General features: G+C 69.6%; 15 protein-coding genes. 10 read left to right on the forward strand and 5 right to left on the reverse strand.

The genetic code is table 11. The features are described from left to right. Nucleotides 1-109 precede the first annotated feature (109 nt). Together AC07DF_RS28505 and AC07DF_RS28510 are read left to right on the forward strand one after the other, a co-directional pair. On the forward strand, nt 110-754 hold the full coding sequence (locus tag AC07DF_RS28505) for a TetR/AcrR family transcriptional regulator (RefSeq protein ID WP_478977337.1): 645 nt from the start codon (nt 110-112) through the stop codon (nt 752-754). 235 nt (nt 755-989) lie between these two features. Beyond that, on the forward strand, nt 990-2528 hold the full coding sequence (locus AC07DF_RS28510; RefSeq protein ID WP_478977340.1) for an MFS transporter: 1539 nt from the start codon (nt 990-992) through the stop codon (nt 2526-2528). A 163-nt stretch (nt 2529-2691) separates the two neighbouring features. Here AC07DF_RS28510 and AC07DF_RS28515 read toward each other — a convergent pair whose 3' ends face one another. Beyond that, nucleotides 2692-3225: a MarR family winged helix-turn-helix transcriptional regulator gene (locus AC07DF_RS28515; protein WP_478977343.1), complete on the reverse strand. Its 534-nt coding sequence runs from the start codon at nt 3223-3225 to the stop codon at nt 2692-2694. A gap of 87 nt (nt 3226-3312) precedes the next feature. Here AC07DF_RS28515 and AC07DF_RS28520 point away from each other — a divergent pair, with 87 nt between their 5' ends. Further along, nucleotides 3313-4098: a dioxygenase family protein gene (locus AC07DF_RS28520; RefSeq protein ID WP_478977346.1), complete on the forward strand. Its 786-nt coding sequence runs from the start codon at nt 3313-3315 to the stop codon at nt 4096-4098. A 38-nt stretch (nt 4099-4136) separates the two neighbouring features. On the opposite strand, the gene AC07DF_RS28525 is transcribed toward AC07DF_RS28520, so the two are convergent. Beyond that, on the reverse strand, nt 4137-4655 hold the full coding sequence (locus AC07DF_RS28525) for an N-acetyltransferase family protein (protein ID WP_478977351.1): 519 nt from the start codon (nt 4653-4655) through the stop codon (nt 4137-4139). Nucleotides 4656-4848: 193 nt separating this feature from the next. Here AC07DF_RS28525 and AC07DF_RS28530 point away from each other — a divergent pair, with 193 nt between their 5' ends. Together AC07DF_RS28530 and AC07DF_RS28535 are read left to right on the forward strand one after the other, a co-directional pair. Beyond that, nucleotides 4849-5847 carry a sigma-70 family RNA polymerase sigma factor gene (locus AC07DF_RS28530; protein WP_478977354.1) on the forward strand — a complete coding sequence of 333 codons (999 nt, stop codon included), beginning with the start codon at nt 4849-4851 and terminating at the stop codon, nt 5845-5847. Nucleotides 5848-6217: 370 nt separating this feature from the next. Beyond that, nucleotides 6218-6964, forward strand: coding sequence for a TetR/AcrR family transcriptional regulator (locus AC07DF_RS28535; RefSeq protein WP_478977357.1), 747 nt, complete (start codon nt 6218-6220; stop codon nt 6962-6964). 21 nt (nt 6965-6985) lie between these two features. On the opposite strand, the gene AC07DF_RS28540 is transcribed toward AC07DF_RS28535, so the two are convergent. The 3 genes from AC07DF_RS28540 to AC07DF_RS28550 all read right to left on the reverse strand — a co-directional run bounded on the left by AC07DF_RS28540 (nt 6986) and on the right by AC07DF_RS28550 (nt 11569). Next, the gene (locus AC07DF_RS28540) at nt 6986-8848 is read right to left on the reverse strand and encodes a hypothetical protein (RefSeq protein WP_478977360.1); all 1863 of its coding nucleotides are present in this window, start codon (nt 8846-8848) and stop codon (nt 6986-6988) included. A 197-nt stretch (nt 8849-9045) separates the two neighbouring features. Beyond that, nucleotides 9046-10503: a hypothetical protein gene (locus AC07DF_RS28545; RefSeq protein ID WP_478977363.1), complete on the reverse strand. Its 1458-nt coding sequence runs from the start codon at nt 10501-10503 to the stop codon at nt 9046-9048. A gap of 88 nt (nt 10504-10591) precedes the next feature. Next, the gene (locus AC07DF_RS28550; RefSeq protein WP_478977366.1) at nt 10592-11569 is read right to left on the reverse strand and encodes a helix-turn-helix transcriptional regulator; all 978 of its coding nucleotides are present in this window, start codon (nt 11567-11569) and stop codon (nt 10592-10594) included. Between the two features lie 62 nt (nt 11570-11631). Here AC07DF_RS28550 and AC07DF_RS28555 point away from each other — a divergent pair, with 62 nt between their 5' ends. The 5 genes from AC07DF_RS28555 to AC07DF_RS28575 all read left to right on the forward strand — a co-directional run bounded on the left by AC07DF_RS28555 (nt 11632) and on the right by AC07DF_RS28575 (nt 17491). Next, nucleotides 11632-13137 carry an MFS transporter gene (locus AC07DF_RS28555; RefSeq protein ID WP_478977369.1) on the forward strand — a complete coding sequence of 502 codons (1506 nt, stop codon included), beginning with the start codon at nt 11632-11634 and terminating at the stop codon, nt 13135-13137. Between the two features lie 154 nt (nt 13138-13291). Continuing rightward, the gene (locus AC07DF_RS28560) at nt 13292-14053 is read left to right on the forward strand and encodes a DeoR/GlpR family DNA-binding transcription regulator (protein WP_382495569.1); all 762 of its coding nucleotides are present in this window, start codon (nt 13292-13294) and stop codon (nt 14051-14053) included. After that, nucleotides 14050-14997 carry a 1-phosphofructokinase gene (gene pfkB / locus AC07DF_RS28565; RefSeq protein WP_478977374.1) on the forward strand — a complete coding sequence of 316 codons (948 nt, stop codon included), beginning with the start codon at nt 14050-14052 and terminating at the stop codon, nt 14995-14997. The genes AC07DF_RS28560 and pfkB overlap by 4 nt, the downstream gene beginning before the upstream one ends. 145 nt (nt 14998-15142) lie before the next feature. Then, complete coding sequence (locus AC07DF_RS28570; protein WP_478977377.1) at nt 15143-17209, forward strand: PTS fructose transporter subunit IIABC; 2067 nt, start codon at nt 15143-15145, stop codon at nt 17207-17209. 117 nt (nt 17210-17326) lie between these two features. Further along, a complete protein-coding gene (locus AC07DF_RS28575) occupies nt 17327-17491 on the forward strand; it encodes a hypothetical protein (protein ID WP_478977380.1) in 165 nt (54 codons plus the stop codon). The last annotated feature ends 8 nt before the right edge of the window (nt 17492-17499 follow it).

Here is a 17499-nt window from a genome sequence, read left to right on the forward strand (position 1 = left end):
CACTCCCCGTTTAGCCATGTGTCAGAGCGAAACGGGGACCCGCTCCCCGGATCGCAAAGCACCGCACGCCCACAAGCGCACACCCACCTCAGCCATCCAGGAGTACGCCGTGCAGACCGCCACCCCCGAACAGCGCAAGGCGCCCCGGCCTCGCGCCGACGCCCTGCGCAACCGGGAGCGGATCGTCACCGCCGCCCGGGAGATGTTCGTCGAGCACGGCCCCGAGGTGCCGCTCGACGAGGTCGCCCGCCGGGCCGGCGTGGGCAACGCCACGGTGTACCGCAACTTCCCGGACCGCGACGCGCTGGTCCGCGAGGTCGTCTGCTCCGTCATGGACCGTACGGCCGCCGCGGCCGAGCTCGCGCTCGCCGAGACCGGTGACGCGTTCGAGGCGCTGGAGCGCTTCGTGCACGCCGCCGCCGACGAGCGGATCAGCGCGCTGTGCCCGATGGTCTCCAGCACGTTCGACAAGCACCACCCGGATCTGGAGGCCGCGCGCGAACGGGTCGAGAGCCAGGTCGCCGAGGTCATGGACCGGGCCAGGGCTGCCGGACAGCTCCGTTCCGACGTGGACGTCGGAGACGTCATGATCGCCGTGGCCCAGCTCAGCCGGCCTCCGGCCGGTACGGACTGTTTCCGCGCCGACCGCTTCGTCCACCGCCATCTTCAGCTGTTCCTGGACGGTCTGCGGGCTCCGGCTCGCTCCACCCTCCCGGGCACGGCCGTGACCCTGGAGGACCTGCGCCGGCCCTGACCGACCCGCCCCGACCGACCCGCCCTGACCGACCCGCCCTGACCGACCCGCACAGCCCGATCGGTTCCGTCCGATCGGTTCAGCCCGATGAGTTCAGGCCGATCGGTTCAGCCCGATGAGTTCAGGCCGCCCCACCGGTCTGAAACCTGAACGACAGTCCCTGCGGTCGTCCCGAGGACGAGCCGTCACTTTTCGTCACCTTTTTCCGTCACGAAGTCCCGAAGTGGGTACCTCCATGTCTCAAACAGCCTCAAAGGCCCTCAACGCCCCGGCCGAACCGGATCCGGGCCGCTGGAAAGCGCTCGTCTTCATCGCGCTCGCCCAGCTGATGGTCGTCCTGGACGCCACCATCGTGAACATCGCCCTGCCCTCCGCCCAGCAGGACCTGGGCATCTCCGACGGCAACCGGCAGTGGGTCGTCACGGCCTACGCCCTCGCCTTCGGCGGTCTGCTCCTGTTCGGCGGCCGGATAGCCGACCTGTGGGGCCGCAAGAAGGCCTTCGTCGTCGGTCTGGGCGGTTTCGCCGTGGCCTCCGCGCTCGGCGGCGCGGCCACCAACGAGGTGATGATGTTCGGCGCCCGCGCCCTCCAGGGCGTCTTCGGTGCCCTGCTCGCGCCCGCCGCGCTCTCGCTGCTGGCCGTGATGTTCACCGACGCCAAGGAGCGCGCCAAGGCGTTCGGCATCTACGGCGCGATCGCCGGTGGTGGCGGCGCCGTGGGTCTGATCCTGGGCGGCTTCCTCACCGAGTACCTGGACTGGCGCTGGACGTTCTTCGTGAACATCCCGTTCGCCATCGTCGCCGCGGCCGGTGCGTACTTCGTCATCCGTGAGCCGGAGGGCGGCCGCAACCGCTCGCCGCTCGACATCCCCGGCGTGATCCTGTCCACCCTCGGCCTGGTCGCCCTGGTCTACGGCTTCACCCGCGCCGAGTCCGACGGCTGGAGCGACTCCGTGACCGTCGGCATGTTCGTCGCCTCGGCCGTCCTGCTCCTGTCCTTCGTGCTCGTCGAGTCCAGGGTCAAGGCCCCGCTGCTGCCGCTGCGCGTGGTCACCGAGCGCAACCGCGGCGGTGTCTACCTCTCCCTCGGACTCGCGATCATCGCGATGTTCGGCCTGTTCCTCTTCCTGACCTACTACCTGCAGATCGTGAAGGGCTACTCGCCGGTCAAGACCGGGTTCGCCTTCCTGCCGATGATCGCGGGCATGATCACGGGCTCCACCCAGATCGGCACCCGTCTGATGACCCGGGTCGCGCCGCGTCTGCTGATGGGCCCCGGCTTCCTGGTCGCCGCGCTCGGCATGCTGCTGCTGACCCAGCTGGAGATCGGCTCCTCGTACGCGGCCCTGCTGCTGCCGGCGATGCTGCTGCTCGGCCTCGGCATGGGTACGGCGTTCATGCCGGCCATGTCGCTGGCCACCCAGGGCGTCGAGCCGCGGGACTCCGGTGTCGCCTCCGCGATGGTCAACACCTCGCAGCAGGTGGGCGGCGCGATCGGCACGGCCCTGCTGAACACCATCGCCGCCTCGGCGACGACGGCGTACGTCGCCGACCACATCGCCGGGGCGACCAGCCGGTCCCAGCAGCAGCTGGTCCAGCTGGAGGCCATGGTGCAGGGCTACACCAGCGCCATCTGGTTCGCCGTCGGCATCCTCGTGGTGGCCGCCGCGATCGCCCTGACCTTCGTCAACGCCGGCCGACCGGACGGCACGACGGTGGCGTCCTCCGAGGAGGGCGCGGCGGACGAGATGCAGGTGCCGGTCGTCGCCCACTGACGGCGCCCCCCGGATGACCCCTTCGGGTCACCACCCGGATGACCCCTTCGGGTCACCACCCGGATGACCCCTTCGGGTCACCACCCGGGAAACCCCTTCGGGCCACCCGTAGGCACGAGGAAGGGGACGCCTCGTGCCTATGGATTCCAGGACCTGCCCCGGCTCAGCGGAGCCAGGGCAGGTCCGCACCCGCTTCGGTCGGCTGAAGTCCCTCGGCGACGATCCTCATGATCTCGCCGAGGGACTTCTGCTGTTCCGGGGAGAGCCGGTCGAAGACCGCCTGCCGTACGGCCTCCACATGGCCCGGGGCGGTCTGCCGCAGCACCTCGTAGCCCTCCTCCGTGAGCACGGCGAACTGGCCCCGCTTGTCGTCGGGGCAGTCCTCGCGGCGCACCCAGCCGTTCTTCTCCAGGCGCGCGATGGCGTGCGAGAGCCGGGAGCGGGTGATCTTCGCCAGCATGGCGAGCTCGGTCATCCGCAGTTGCCGCCGGGGCGCCTCGGCAAGCTTGACCAGAAGGCCGTAGTAGACGTGCGGCATGCCCGCGTCGCGCTGGAGCTGACGGTCGAGATGGTCGTCGAGGAGGGTGACGCCCTCCATGAACGAGCGCCAGACGCGCTGCTCCTCGCCGGTGAGCCAGCGCGGTTCGTGGGGCCCTTCGGCGGGGCCCGGTGTCGGTGCGGATGCGGGTGCCTTCATGCCTTCCACTTTACGTGGCCCCTTCTTGAAGATTAAACAAATGGCCCGTACAGTTTGTCAGGGAACCATTGTGGAGGGAGTCGCAGCATGTCCGCCGCCACCCAGGAGCGCATGCCCGCTCTGTACCTCAGCCACGGCGCCCCGCCGCTGGCCGACGACCCGGTCTGGCCCGGTGAGCTGGCCGCCTGGTCCGCCGGACTGCCGCGCCCCAAGGCGATCCTGATGGTCTCCGCCCACTGGGAGGAGGCCCCGCTCGCCCTCGGCGCCACCGAGACCGTCCCCCTCGTCTACGACTTCTGGGGCTTCCCCGAGCACTACTACCGGGTGAGGTACGAGGCTCCCGGCGCACCGGAGCTCGCCGAGTCGGTACGGAAGCTGCTGCGCGCCCCCGGCATGCCCGTCCAGGACGTCCCCGACCGCGGCCTCGACCACGGCGCGTACGTCCCGCTGGTCGAGATGTACCCGGAGGCCGACATCCCCGTCCTCCAGGTCTCCATGCCGACGCTCGACCCGGTCAGGCTCATGGAGATCGGCCGCAAGCTCGCCCCGCTGCGGGACGAGGGCGTGCTGATCGTCGGCTCCGGCTTCTTCACCCACAATCTGGCCGCGCTCCGGCAGGGCGGCATCCCCGGCTGGTCGGCGGAGTTCGACGACTGGGGCCGGCGGGCGCTGGAGGCGCGGGACGTGGACGCCCTGCTCGACTTCACCCGCACATCGCCCGCTGGGCAGCTCGCCCACCCGCGCACCGAGCACTTCGCCCCGTTGTTCGTGACCATGGGCGCCGCCGACGCGGCCGGGGAGCTGGACGCGCAGAAGTCGGTGATCGACGGGTTCTGGATGGGGCTCGCCAAGCGGTCGGTGCAGTTCGGCTGAAACCGCCCTCATGGAGACCGGGGCTCGCTTACCGGGTGCTACAGCGGCATCTCGTACCAGGCCACGTCCCAATAGCGGTCGAACTTGCGGCCGACCTCCCGGTACGTGCCGACGTGCTGGAAGCCGAGGCGCTCGTGCAGCCGGACGGAGCCCTCGTTCGGCAGCGCGATGCCGGCGTAGGCGCGGTGCAGGTCCTCCCCGGCCAGGGCCTCGAAGAGGGCCCGGTACAGGAGCGTGCCGATGCCGCGGCGGCCGGAGTGCGGGGCGACGTGCACGGTCGTCTCCACCGAGGTGGCATAAGCGGGCTTCTGCCGGAAAGGGCTTGATGTGGCGTAGCCCAGAATTTCCTGTGAGTTGGTGCCCGTGGCAACCATCAGGCGGTGCGGGCCGTCTACTGGGTGGGAGAGCAGCCAAGGGCGGCGCTCTTCCGGAGTGAAGATCGCGGTATCGAATGTGATCGCCGTCTCACGTACATAGTGGTTGTAGAGGGCCGTGAGGGCCTCGAGGTCACCCTCGACTCCCGGCCTGACCTGCACCTCTGTGCGTTCCGACGGCACCGCGCCTCCCCGTGTGGTCCGACAGGGTACTGCATGATCAGAAAAATCGGGGGGCGGGTTGGGAATTCTGTCCTGATTCCAGTCGTTGTTTCCATCGGATGCAGGGCACCCGAGGAGAGTCCGGAGAGTCCCGGAGACGGAGTCCAGCGTCCGAAGGACCGCCCGCTGACCTCATCATCGCAAGGGAGCTCGCATGGCAACCCGTGCCGTCGCCCGTCGTAAGTCCGCCACCGGCGAGACGGCCGACGCGGCAAGCAGTGTTCGCGCCCATGGCGGCGAGATCGCCGACCGCGACCTGGTCGGCATGTACCTCGACGAGATAGCGCGCACACCACTGCTCGACGCCGCCAAGGAGGTCGAGCTGTCACAGGTCATCGAGGCGGGTGTGTTCGCGCGGCAGGTCCTCGACGGGTTCGAGGAGACCAAGGCCGACGCCACCCGTGACGAACTCGAGGCCCTGATAGCCGACGCGGAGCGGGCCAAGGACATCTTCATCCGCTCCAACCTCCGCCTGGTCGTCGCCGTCGCCCGCCGCTACCCCCGCAGCGGTCTGCCGCTGCTGGACCTGATCCAGGAGGGCAACGCCGGCCTGGTGCGCGCGGTCGAGAAGTTCGACTACCGCAAGGGCTTCAAGTTCTCCACGTACGCGACGTGGTGGATCCGCCAGGCCATCACCCGCTCGATAGCCGACCAGTCCCGTACGATCCGCCTGCCCGTCCACCTCGTGGAGGAGCTCGGCCGGATCCGCCGTGTGCAGCGCGAGTTCAACCGTGAGCACGGCAGGGACCCGGAGCCCGCGGAGATCGCCGCCGAGCTCGGCTCCAACCCGGAGCGCGTCACCGACGTCCTGGACTGGGCCCGCGACCCGGTCTCGCTGAACATGTCGGTGGACGACGAGGGCGAGACCCAGTTCGGCGACCTCCTGGAGGACACCTCCGCGGTGTCGCCCGAGCAGTCGGTGCTCACGCTGCTGCGCAGCGAGGAGCTCGACGACCTCATCGGCCGCCTCGACCAGCGCACGGCCTCCATCATCAAGATGCGCTACGGCATCGAGGACGGCCGGGAGCGCACGCTGACCGAGGTCGGCAAGGAGCACGGCCTGACCCGCGAGCGCATCCGGCAGATCGAGAAGCACGCCCTGCTGGAGCTGAAGAAGCTGGCGCGCAGCACCGGTTTCGACGCGGCGGCGTGACGCTGGTTCCACCCGGCTGCGTGATGGGTGACACCGCGTACGCCGGGTGGCGAAAGACCGCGCAAACATGGCGTTGTATCGCCGCTTAACCCGCAGGACTCGGGGAACAAGACTTCCGGGTCCACCAGTTCGGGCCCGGGGCCACACCCCCTCGGCCCCCGAGAACCAAGTCCCGTCGCACTCCCCCCGGCGCCGGGACTCTCCCAAGGCCGGGCTTCGGCGCCCCTCCCCCCGGGCGCCGGGGTCCGGCTCTTTTCCTGCCAGCGTCTCACGCACCGCGGGGTGCTTGGAGGGCGGGGCACCCCGTACCTGAACCACGGGGTGGCCCGCCAGATGGCAGATTGTGTCACATGGGCATAGCCTGCCGGGCGTGAGCAGCACCACCCCGACCCCGCCACAGGCCTCGCTGACCGAACGGCGGAAGGCCGAGACGCGGATGGAGATCGCCCGGGCGGCGGCGGGCCTCTTCGTCCGGCACGGCCTGCGCGCCACCCGCGCGGAGGACATCGCCCAGGCCGCCGGCATCGCCCCGCGCACCTTCTACCGGTACTTCGCCACCAAGGAGGAGGCCGTCGCCCCGCTCTACGCGGCCGGCGCCCAGCGCTGGGTGGCGGCGGTACGCGCCGCTCCCCCCGACGCGAGCGTGCTCCAGGCCCTGGAACAGGGCGTCCGCCACACCCTCACCCCGGGCATCGGCGTCTCGGCGGCCTCCTGGGAGTGGGTGCGCACACTCCTGCGCCTCGCCGAGGCGAATCCGTCCCTGCGCAGGGTGTGGGCGGAGGTGTGCCAGACGTCGGAAAGGATGCTGGGGGAGGTGCTCGCCGCGCGGCTGGCCGCCGCCGGACCTGCGGGCGATGGCTCGACAACCGACCCCGACAACGTTGCCGTACCCGCACACCTGCGCTTCGCCGCCGCCGTCGCGAGTGCCGCCGTACGTGTGGCGATGGAGGGCTGGGCGGCCGGAGACGTCCCCGCGGACGGGCTGGACGGGCTGGACGGGCTGGACGGGCTGGACGGGCTGGACGGGCCGGAGACGCCGGCGGAAGCGGCGTTGCGGAATCTGGGGGTGCTGAGGGATTTCCCCTGGGACAGCCGAAGGCTCGACGAGGGACGGTGACGCCGTTGACAGGACGTACGGTCACTCCTGCGACAGGGCCTTGTCGACGAACTCGTCGCAGTTCTCTCCCGACTTGAAGGCCTTCGCGGCGTCGCGAAGAGACACGTCGAACATGTGTATGTCCGCGAGCGTCACCGCTTCGTCGGGTCCCGCTCTGCGCAGAGCGGCCTTGTAACCCTCGGCGCTGGCCTGAGCGGGAGACGTCCTCTGCTCGAGTTCCTCACCCATCACCTCGGTGAAAACGGTCAGAGCCTCCTTCGAGACGCCGGACGACTCGAAGCGTGCGGTGCATTGCCGGGTGGCCCGCAGTTCGTCTTCGAGGTCCTGCTTGGACAGCTTCGGAGACCTGACGACGGCGAACTTGGCGCTGGCCTGTTCCGCACCTTCCTCGTACTTCACCTGGGTGACGTTCTCCTTCTCCCCGTAAAACACCTGCGACGCCTTCACCACCGCACGGATGGCGACCGTGACCGTCTCCTCCGGCACGATCTTGGTGTCACCGCCCGTGGGGCAGTTCACCGCGGTGTCCCCCGCTGTGATGTCACAGTCGGTCTTGTCACCCGAATCCCTCATCATCTGGGCGTGCAACACGGGGCGGATGACGCCTCCCTCGGCACCGCCCGAGGCCGACTCGAACTTGTCCTCCACCGTCACATCGGTGACGTCGTCATCCCCGTGATTGGTCACCTTGATGGTGAAGGACTGGAACTCGCCCGGGGCGACCGCAGGGTTCAAGGGTGTGTCCCTGATCTCCAGCAGAGGCTTGTCCGCGTGCTTGTCGTTGTCGCCGCCGAGCTTGTTGAGGAAGTCATCTGCCTTGCCCTTCGCCTTGTCCCGGTCGTCGCGGGATGCCGAACGGTCGTAGGACTTCAGCAGAGCTTCGCTCAGCTGCTCCACGTTCCCCTCGAGCTCTGCCCGCAGCTCCTTCGAAAGGGTCCGGTCGCGAAGAATCTGATGGGTTGTCCCCATGGTCTGCATGCCGCGCACAAGGCGCTCGCGATCAGCCGGCGGCGTCGACTGGCTTTGAGCGTCATTCACCGTTCCGACGTCCTGCTCCGAAGTGTTGAGGGAGAAGTACCTAGGGGTCCGGCCGTCCGTTGCTTCCGGAGGGCTCGAGCCCTCCGCCGGCTCCGGGACCGTGAACAGGCCGTAGCGCTCGGTCATCTCGTCAGCGAGCTCCGTGTAGGTGGCCCGTTCCTCGCGGGACGTCCCGGGATCCTGGATCGTCGCCAGCGTTCCGACCGTCCCGTCCACGATTCTCGTGTAGGCGGACCGTTCCTCGCGGGGCGTCCTGGGATCCTGGATCACGCCCAGCGTCTCGGTCGACCTGTCCACGATGTGGGTGTAGGCGATCCGCTGCTTGCGGGGTGTCTTGGGATCCTGGATCGTCCCCAACGCGTCGGTGAGCCGAGACACGATCCTCGCGTAGGCGGCCCGCTCGCCGGACGGGATGTCTGGATTCCTGCTCATCCTCAGCAACCCGGCAAGCTCCCTCTCGACCTGCTCCCTCACCTCCTCCGGCACCTGCAACGCCGCCGTGCGCCGCTCCAGGCGCTTCATTTCTTCCGAGGAGGCGGCCGGTGACGAGGGCTTCGACTCGGTGCCGGAGTCGCTCGCTTCGCCGGAGTCGCTTGCTTCGCCGGAGCCGGTCGCTTCGCCGGAGTCGGTCGGCTCGCTCGGCCCGGTCTGCTGGTCGGATCCTGTCGTTCCGGACTCCGACGGCGAGCTGGGATCGGGCGTTGTACTGGGTCCGGTCGGCGTCGTATCGGGCCCGGTCGGTGTGCCGGAATCCGGTGTGCCCGGCTCCGGAGGTGGGCTGGGGGTCTGGGCCGGCTTCACGGCCGCGGCTTGGCCGAAGACTCCCGTCGCTGTGGAGCCGGCCACGCCTCCCGAAAGCGAGAGTGCCGCAACCAGGCAGTACGTGCAGCCCTTGGAACGGGAGACTCGTCGTCGAATGTTTCGGGCCATGGCGCATCCAGATGCACTGTGGGACGTGCGGGATTTGCCCTTGCAGTCACAACAACCACTTATGGCTATTTTCGGCTCATTTGTGCTCTCGTGCAACTCGACGGCCCGGCCCGCTACAACGGCTGCAACGACGCCATCAATGCCGCGACGGATACTCTGGTCGAAGTCGAGCGCGACTCCACGCCGTACCGGTCTTCTTCTCTCGCCATTTCCCTTCTCAATTCTTTCAGGTCAGGGTTTTCTCCGCCGTTGAATTTGTAGGACGAGATGGCGTACGAGTAATCAAAATCCTCCCCTGTGCCGTACCAGAGTACGATCACGTACCGGGGTTTGCGGGTGACATTGATGATGTTATTGTTGTGGCGCACCACCCCTTGATGGATGATCATCTCGCTGCACTCTGAACAGTAGAATCCCCCCTCCTTCTTGTGCCAGGAGGGGTGCGCCTGCTGTAGCTGCATGAGGTTGATCTTCCCGCGATCCATCCTCATCGCCACCACGCCCAAGGTCGCTTCCAGGAGATCGTATTCAACGCTCCTGGGGAGCTGTATGACTTTTTCCTTGACGTGCCCCTCCCCCGGATGAAGCCAGTAGCCCGGGCCGGCGAACTGTCCGGCGCTTATCGTCTTGCTGTCTGTTTCGGCGACGTGGAGCTCCGCGTCGGATTCTTCTTCCAGAGCCTTCTTCCAGCCCCTTAGCCCGCCGTCGTCCTTCGAGTAGTCGGCCGAGCGTCCGTACACCAGGTATTTATCGATGATGATGTATGCCGGAACCTTTCCGGTGTTCTCCACCTGGAACGTGAGAGGCACATGGATGAATGGGCGGGCGGGGTCGGGGTGAGGGGTGCCGAATTTTGCCGTGAGAGTGACATAGAAGGGAGCGGATGTGGGCTGGTAGACGGCGGAGTATGCGAAGTTCGTGGCGGCCAGAAGGCCGGAAATGGCCACCCCGGTGGCAAATCCTTTGGGGTGGGGAATTACTCTCCACACCTGCTCCTGGAAAAGTCGCCACAGTGCCCAGAGTGACCATGCGAAGAGCAGCAGGTATACGGGTAGATAGGGTGTCGGTTCTCTTTCCTGGAGCCAGGTGAACAGGAAAATGCTCTCGGTGATGAAGGCGATCAGCGCCCCGACCAGTACCACGGCCCCGGAGTACCTGACCTGCCGTTTTCCCTCATGGTCGAGGGCCGCCAGCGCCGCGAGGCCCTGCACCGCGCCGGACAGGATGAAGAGGAACCCGGTGATGCGCTGCGCGAAAGTCAGGGCCCCCATGGCGTCCGGTGTTCCGACGACGGTGAGCAGGCCCATGGACAGGACGAGTCCCGCCATCATGAGTGCCGTGGCCGTGCGTCTTCGCCACGTGAGGTCGGGCCATGTCCCGCTGCCGGCCCCGCGCCAGACCATGACTCTCCGGTCGTCCAGATCGATGTCTTCCGGGCAGCCGAGTCTGCGGAGAATCCTGCGCAGATCCTTCGGGGACCAGGCGCTGCCCACCGTTGTGCCACCCACGTTGACTGCACGAAGGCCCCTGCTGTCCGGCGGCTCCACGATCACCCTGGGAGTCTTCTCCATGAGGGCCAGCCTTGATGGTGAACGGACAATGTGCAGCCTCGCTTGCTCCATCCGGCCGTTCGGTGCGGCCGCCCCGGTAACGGGCGCTTCACGTCGCGCTCCGTTCCCCCGCCGCCCTGCTCAACCGGGACCCCATCTCCCGTACGGCCCTCACGAGCTCCTCCGGCCCATGCACCGCGAAGTCGCACTCCAGCATCGCCAGCCGGAACGCCACCCACTGCACCTGGTCCCCTGTGGACCCCCGCAGCCGGCAGGTGCCGTCGTCCAACGGCTCGGGCGCCCCCAGCCAGCTCGGCAGGCGGGCGGCGACGAACTCGGCCGGGGCGGCGAAGGTGACCTCGAAGTCGTAGGTCTGCTGCTGCCGTTGCATCGACTGCCGCAGGAATTCCGCAGCGCTCCCGGTCGGCAGCTCGCGCGGTACGAAGCGGGCGCCCGTGGCGAACGGTTCGCTCACCCGGTCGACGCGGAACGTACGCCAGTCGTCGCGGTCGATGTCGTATGCCACGAGGTACCAGCGGCGGCCCGTCGAGACCAGCCGGTACGGCTCCGTCAGGCGCCGTGACTCGGTGCCGTCCGCGGTCCGGTAGGCGAACCGCAGCCGCTCGTGCCCGGCCACCGTCGAGGCCATCACGGTCAGCGTCTCGGGTGCGATGCTGGGGCCGTCTCCGCTGGTCAGCGGCGTGGTCGCGGCCTGCAGGGTGGTCACGCGGTGGCGCAGCCGGCCCGGCAGCACCTGCTCAAGCTTGGCCAGCGCCCGCACCGACGCCTCGTCCAGGCCCTCCACCGCGTGCCCCGCCCCGGCGCGGAGCCCGACCGCGATGGCCACGGCCTCCTCGTCGTCGAGGACGAGCGGTGGCATGGCCTTGCCGGCGACCAGCCGGTAGCCGCCGTCGGCCCCCTTGGTCGCCTGCACGGGATAGCCCAGTTCGCGCAGCCGGTCGATGTCCCGCCGGACCGTGCGGCGGGAGACCCCGAGCCGGCCGGCCAGCTCGCCGCCGGGCCATTCACGGGGCGTCTGGAGGAGGGAGAGGAGCGTAAGCAGCCGGGCCGGTGTGTCCGTCGTCATACCGGCGAGGATGCCGTACCACTAGGACATGATCTGACCTAATGACCCCCTAGCTTCGAAACATGACCTCCACCGACACCACCCTCGGCACCACGGGCGGCGGGACCGACCGCCGCCGCTGGTTCGCCCTCGCGATCGTGATGACCGCGGCTTTCATGGACCTCGTCGACGTCACGATCGTCAACATCGCCATCCCGTCGATCCAGCGCGAGTCGGGCGCGTCCTTCAGCGAGATCCAGTGGATCACCGCCGGATACGCCCTCGCCTTCGCCGCCGGTCTGATCACCGGCGGACGGCTCGGCGACATCCACGGCCGCAAACGGATCTTCCTCGTCGGCATCGGCGGCTTCACCGTCGCCTCCGCGCTGTGCGGCCTCGCGGTGAACCCGGAGATGCTGGTGGCCTCGCGGTTCCTGCAGGGCGGTATGGCGGCGCTGATGGTGCCGCAGGTGCTGTCGATCGTGCACGCGACCTTCCCGGCGCACGAGCGGGGCAAGGTGTTCGGGCTGTTCGGCGCGGTCGTCGGTCTCGGGGCCGTGTCCGGTCCGCTGCTGGGCGCGCTGCTGACCGAGTGGAACCTGTTCGGGTGGGAGTGGCGCTCGATCTTCCTGATCAACCTGCCCGTGGGTGTCGCGGGCCTCATCCTCGGCAGCCGGTTCATCACCGAGTCCAAGGCGCCCCGGGCGCTGAAGCTGGACCTGGTGGGTGTCGCGCTCGTGACGCTGGGCCTGCTGATGCTGCTCTACCCGCTCATCCGCGGCCGCGAGCTGGGCTGGCCGGTATGGGGGTACGTCTCGATGGCCGGCTCGCTCGTCGTCCTCGCGGTGCTGGTGGTGTTCGAGAGGCGCAAGAGCGCACGGGACGGCTCCCCGCTGGTCGAGCTGTCGCTGTTCCGGGTCAAGAGCTTCGCGGCCGGGATCGCCGTGCAGACCGTGTTCGGAGTCGCGCTCGGCATCTTCTTCCTGGTGTGGACGCTGTACATGCAGTTCGGGCTGGGCTGGAGCCCGTTGAAGGCCGGGCTGACCGGGGTGCCGTTCTCGATCGCGGTGTCCGTGGCCGCCGGGATGTCGGTGCAGAAGCTGGTCCCGCGCTTCGGGCGCAAGGTGCTCCAGGCGGGCGCCCTGGTGATGGCGGCCGGGGTGCTGCTCTACATCTGGGAGTCCGGGCACTACGGCCTCGCCATCACCTCCTGGCAGATGGCCCTGCCGCTGGTCGTGATGGGTGTCGGCATGGGCCTGATCGTCGCGCCGCTGACCGACGCGATCCTCTCCGAGGTGCCGCGCGAGCACTCCGGCTCGGCCTCCGGCCTGATCAACACCGTGCAGCAGATGGGCAACGCGCTCGGGCTCGGGCTGGTGTCGGTCGTGTTCTTCGGCTCGATCAGCGACCACCTGAACCGGGACCAGGTGGGCCCGGCCTTCGCCGACGCCTTCGAGAACGCGCTCGGCTGGGTGGCCGCGGTGATGGCCGTCATCTTCCTGCTGATGTTCGCCCTGCCGAAGCGGCCGGCGCAGCACGTGGAGGGTGAGTCGCTGCCGGCGCAGGGGAAGGAACCGGCGCTGGTCTGACAGCGGGGGACGGGCCCGGCACCTCACAGGGTGCCGGGCCCGCCGCTGTTTCCGATCATGCCCGATTGAGCCCGAACCTGTTTACTTCCCGGAAATCTCGGCGTAGCCTCCCGCTGAAACCACACGTTCGGGCATGAGGCGGAGGCGAACAGACATGTACGCACCGGAGCGGCAGCAGGAGATCCTCCGGCTCGCCCGTGACGGCGGCCGAGTGGATGTCGTGTCGCTGGCCGAGGAGTTCCAGGTGACGGCGGAGACGATCCGCCGGGATCTGAAGGCCCTCGACCGGGCCGGCCTGGTCCGCCGGGTGCACGGCGGAGCCATCCCGGTCGGGCGTCTCGACTTCGAGCCGGACCTCGCCGAGCGCGAGACCGCGGCGGCCGACGAGAAGGACCGCATCGCCAAGGCGGCCCTCGCGGAACTGCCGACCGAGGGCACGATGATCCTCGACGCCGGTACGACGGTGGCGAAGATGGCCGCCGCCCTTCCGCTGGAGGCCTCCCTCACCGTCGTCACGCACAGCCTGCCCATCGCGGCCCGCCTCGCCGACCACCCCGGCATCCAGCTCCACCTCATCGGAGGGCGCGTACGGCACCGTACGCGCGCCGCCGTGGACGCCTGGGCGCTCAGGGCGTACGGCGAGATCCGCGCCGACGTGCTGTTCGTGGCCGCCAACGGCTTCTCCGCCGAACACGGTCTGACCACCCCCGACCTCGCCGAGGCCGCCGTGAAGCGCGCGGCCGTGGCCGCCGCCCGCCGGGTGGTCCTGATCGCCGACTCCTCCAAGCACGGCCAGGAGCACTTCGCCCGCTTCGGCGACCTGAGCGATGTGGACCTGCTGATCACCGACAGCGGGCTGAGCCCCGAAGACGCCGTCGCCATCGAGCGCGGCGGCACGGAAGTAGTGCGCGCATGATCCTCACCGTCACCCCCAACCCGTCACTGGACCGCACCTACGAGGTGCCGTCCCTCGACCGCGGCGAGGTCATCCGCGCCACCGGCGAGCGGATGGACCCGGGCGGCAAGGGCGTGAACGTCTCGCGCGCGGTCGCCGCGGCCGGACAGCGCACCGTGGCGGTCCTGCCCCTGGGCGGCGCCCCGGGCGCGCTCGTCGCCGACCTGCTCGACGCGCAGGGCATCGAGGTCGCGCCGGTCCCGGTCGCCGGGGCCACCCGCTCCAACATCGCCCTCGCCGAGGCCGACGGCGTCCTGACGAAGATCAACGCACCGGGTCCGGAACTCACCGAGGCCGAGCGGGAACTGCTCCTGGAGACCGTACGGCAGCAGTCCCGCGACGCCGCCTGGATCGCCTGCTGCGGCAGCCTTCCGCGCGGCCTCGCCCCCTCCTGGTACGCCGAACTGGTCGCCCGCACACACGCCGCCGGTGCCCGGATCGCCCTGGACACCTCGGGGCCCGCGCTGCTGGAGGCGCTGCGGGAACGGCCCGACGTGGTCAAGCCCAACGCCGAGGAGCTCGCCGGAGCCGTCGGCCGCCCCCTCGCCACCGTCGGCGACGCCGTGAAGGCGGCCGAGGAACTGCGCGCGCTGGGCGCCCGGGCCGTACTCGCGAGCCTCGGCGCCGACGGGCAGCTGCTGGTGTCCGACGAGGGCGCCTGGTTCGGCAGCGCCCGGGTGTCCGCTGTGCGCAGCAACGTGGGCGCCGGTGACTCCTCCCTCGCCGGCTTCCTGATCGCGGGCGGCAGTGGCCCCGACGCCCTCGCCTCCGCGGTCGCCCATGGCGCGGCGGCCGTCCAGCTGCCCGGCAGCGTCATGCCGACGCCGGGCGACCTGGACCCCGCGGCGGTGACGGTCACGGCGGAGGTCCCGGCGGACCGTGTCCTGAAGGAGCCGGTGTCATGACGTACCCCGAGCCGTTCCCACCGGACTCTCGGCGACGGGGCTCCCCGTTACTCCCCGCCGCCACCCCCGTCACCCCCCACCGCACCCCTGTCCCCACCCCCGCCCACCCCGCTGACCGGGCGATACGCGTGCTAAGGAGCCCGCGATGAGCGACATGATCACGGCGGACCTGGTCGACCTCGACCTGTCCGCGGACACCAAGGAAGCCGCGGCGCGTGCCCTCGCCGAGCGCATGGTGGCCCTGGGCCGGGTGACCGACCTGGACGGCTTCCTCGCCGACGTGGCCGCCCGCGAGGCACAGATGCCGACCGGCCTCGACGGCGGCATCGGCATCCCGCACTGCCGCAGCGAGCACGTCACCGAGCCGACGCTCGCCTTCGGGCGCAGCTCCGACGGCATCGACTTCGGCGCGACGGACGGCCCCGCCGACCTGATCTTCCTGATCGCCGCGCCGGCCGGCGCCGACGACGCCCATCTGACGATCCTGTCGTCGCTGGCCCGGCAGCTGATGAACACGGAGTTCACCGACGCGCTGCGCTCGGTGGGCGACGCGGCGGCCGCGGCGGCGCTGATCCGGGGCGACGAGCCCGACTCCGCCGAGCCTGCCGCGGAAGCGGGTTCCGAAGACACCGTGGCGTCGGCGGGAGCGGCCTCTCCCGCCGCCGCCACGGTCAGCACCACCACCGATGACGCCGCCGGCGCTCCCGAGGAGCGCCCGTTCCGCATCGTCGCCGTCACCTCCTGTCCCACCGGCATCGCCCACACCTACATGGCGGCGGAGTCGCTGGAGAACGCCGGCCGTGAGGCGGGCGTCGAGGTCACCGTCGAGACACAGGGCTCGGCCGGTTTCACCCGCCTCGACCCGGAGGTCATCGCGGCGGCGGACGGCGTGATCTTCGCCCACGACGTCTCCGTGCGGGAGAAGGACCGGTTCGCCGGCAAGCCGACCGTCGACGTCGGGGTGAAGGCGGGCATCAACCGCCCCGCCGAACTCATCGCCGAGGTCCGTGAGAAGGCCGCGCGCGGCGAGGTCACCTCCGGCTCCCCGGGCGCCACGCCCGTCGAGCGCACCGGCGACTCCGGTGAGGGCTACGGCACCAAGCTGCGCAAGTGGCTGATGTCCGGCGTCAGTTACATGGTCCCGTTCGTCGCGGCGGGCGGTCTGCTCATCGCCCTCGGCTTCGCGATCGGCGGCTACAAGGTCAACAAGGCCCCGTCGGTGATGGACCACTTCCTGTGGACGCAGGCCGACAGCTGGGCGGCCCTGCTCTTCCAGATCGGCGGCGTCGCCTTCGGCTTCCTCGTCCCGGTCCTGGCCGGCTACATCGCCTACGGCATGGCCGACCGGCCCGGACTCGTGCCCGGCTTCGTCGGCGGCTCGATCGCCCTGACCATCAACGCCGGCTTCCTCGGCGGCCTGGCGGCCGGTCTGATCGCCGGTGGCGTGGTGATCGCGATCCAGAAGGTGAACATCCCGGCGGCGCTGCGCGGCATCATGCCGGTGGTGGTGATCCCGCTGATCTCCTCGGCGATCGTCGGATTCCTGATGTTCGTCGTCATCGGCAAGCCCATCGCCGAGGCGCAGAAGGGCATGACCGACTGGCTGAACGGCCTGTCCGGCGCCAACGCCGTCCTGCTCGGCACCCTCCTCGGCCTGATGATGTGCTTCGACCTCGGCGGCCCCGTCAACAAGGTCGCCTACACCTTCGCCACGGCCGGCATCGCGGTGTCCGACCCCAGCGACTCCGCGATGAAGATCATGGCGGCGGTCATGGCGGCCGGCATGGTGCCCCCGCTGGCGATGGCCCTGGCCACGACCGTGCGCGGCAAGCTCTTCAACCAGACCGAGCGCGAGAACGGCAAGGCCGCCTGGGTCCTCGGCGCCTCCTTCATCTCCGAGGGCGCGATCCCCTTCGCGGCGGCCGACCCGCTGCGCGTCATCCCGGCCTCCATGGCGGGCGGCGCGATCACCGGTGCCCTGTCGATGGCCTTCGGCGCCACCCTGCGCGCCCCGCACGGCGGCATCTTCGTGGTCCCGCTGATCGGCAACCCGCTCCTGTACCTGGTCGCCATCGCCGCGGGCGTCTGCGTCACGACGGCCCTGGTGATCGTCCTGAAGGGCATGCGCAAGCAGGCCCCGGGAACCACCGCGGCACCCGGCAAGGGCACTTCGGCGCCGGCGGCGGAGAGCAAGCAGCCGGTGGCGGCGTGACACCCGTAGCGGTCCGTCCCTTTCGTGGCGTGTGAACCGTTCATGCCACCTGCGAGATAGATCACGAAAATCACGGCCCGGGACCGAAGTCCCGGGCCGTGGTGTCTACTGGAGCGCATGCCTGAGCACCTCTCCGGGTGGCCCGAAGGCCACTCCCTCCCCGCTCTCCCGCAACAGCGGCAGACAGGCCCCCGCTTGGAGTCCGTGGAGCTGACCACGGAGGAGAGAGACGCCTTCACCGAGCTGGTGCGCCAGCAGTTCGGCGGAGACCGGGGCATCTAGGAAAGCCG

The organism is Streptomyces sp. NPDC044719 (assembly GCF_056433405.1).

Bases quoted from the DNA above. Each gene is read 5' to 3' on its own strand.
- AC07DF_RS28550 (WP_478977366.1), bottom strand. From the start codon at position 11,569: ATGACGACGGACACACCGGCCCGGCTGCTTACGCTCCTCTCCCTCCTC.
- AC07DF_RS28560 (WP_382495569.1), top strand. From the start codon at position 13,292: ATGTACGCACCGGAGCGGCAGCAGGAGATCCTCCGGCTCGCCCGTGAC.
- AC07DF_RS28515 (WP_478977343.1), bottom strand. From the start codon at position 3,225: ATGAAGGCACCCGCATCCGCACCGACACCGGGCCCCGCCGAAGGGCCC.
- AC07DF_RS28510 (WP_478977340.1), top strand. From the start codon at position 990: ATGTCTCAAACAGCCTCAAAGGCCCTCAACGCCCCGGCCGAACCGGAT.
- pfkB (WP_478977374.1), top strand. From the start codon at position 14,050: ATGATCCTCACCGTCACCCCCAACCCGTCACTGGACCGCACCTACGAG.
- AC07DF_RS28530 (WP_478977354.1), top strand. From the start codon at position 4,849: ATGGCAACCCGTGCCGTCGCCCGTCGTAAGTCCGCCACCGGCGAGACG.
- AC07DF_RS28570 (WP_478977377.1), top strand. From the start codon at position 15,143: ATGAGCGACATGATCACGGCGGACCTGGTCGACCTCGACCTGTCCGCG.
- AC07DF_RS28575 (WP_478977380.1), top strand. From the start codon at position 17,327: ATGCCTGAGCACCTCTCCGGGTGGCCCGAAGGCCACTCCCTCCCCGCT.
- AC07DF_RS28545 (WP_478977363.1), bottom strand. From the start codon at position 10,503: ATGGAGAAGACTCCCAGGGTGATCGTGGAGCCGCCGGACAGCAGGGGC.
- AC07DF_RS28555 (WP_478977369.1), top strand. From the start codon at position 11,632: ATGACCTCCACCGACACCACCCTCGGCACCACGGGCGGCGGGACCGAC.
- AC07DF_RS28520 (WP_478977346.1), top strand. From the start codon at position 3,313: ATGTCCGCCGCCACCCAGGAGCGCATGCCCGCTCTGTACCTCAGCCAC.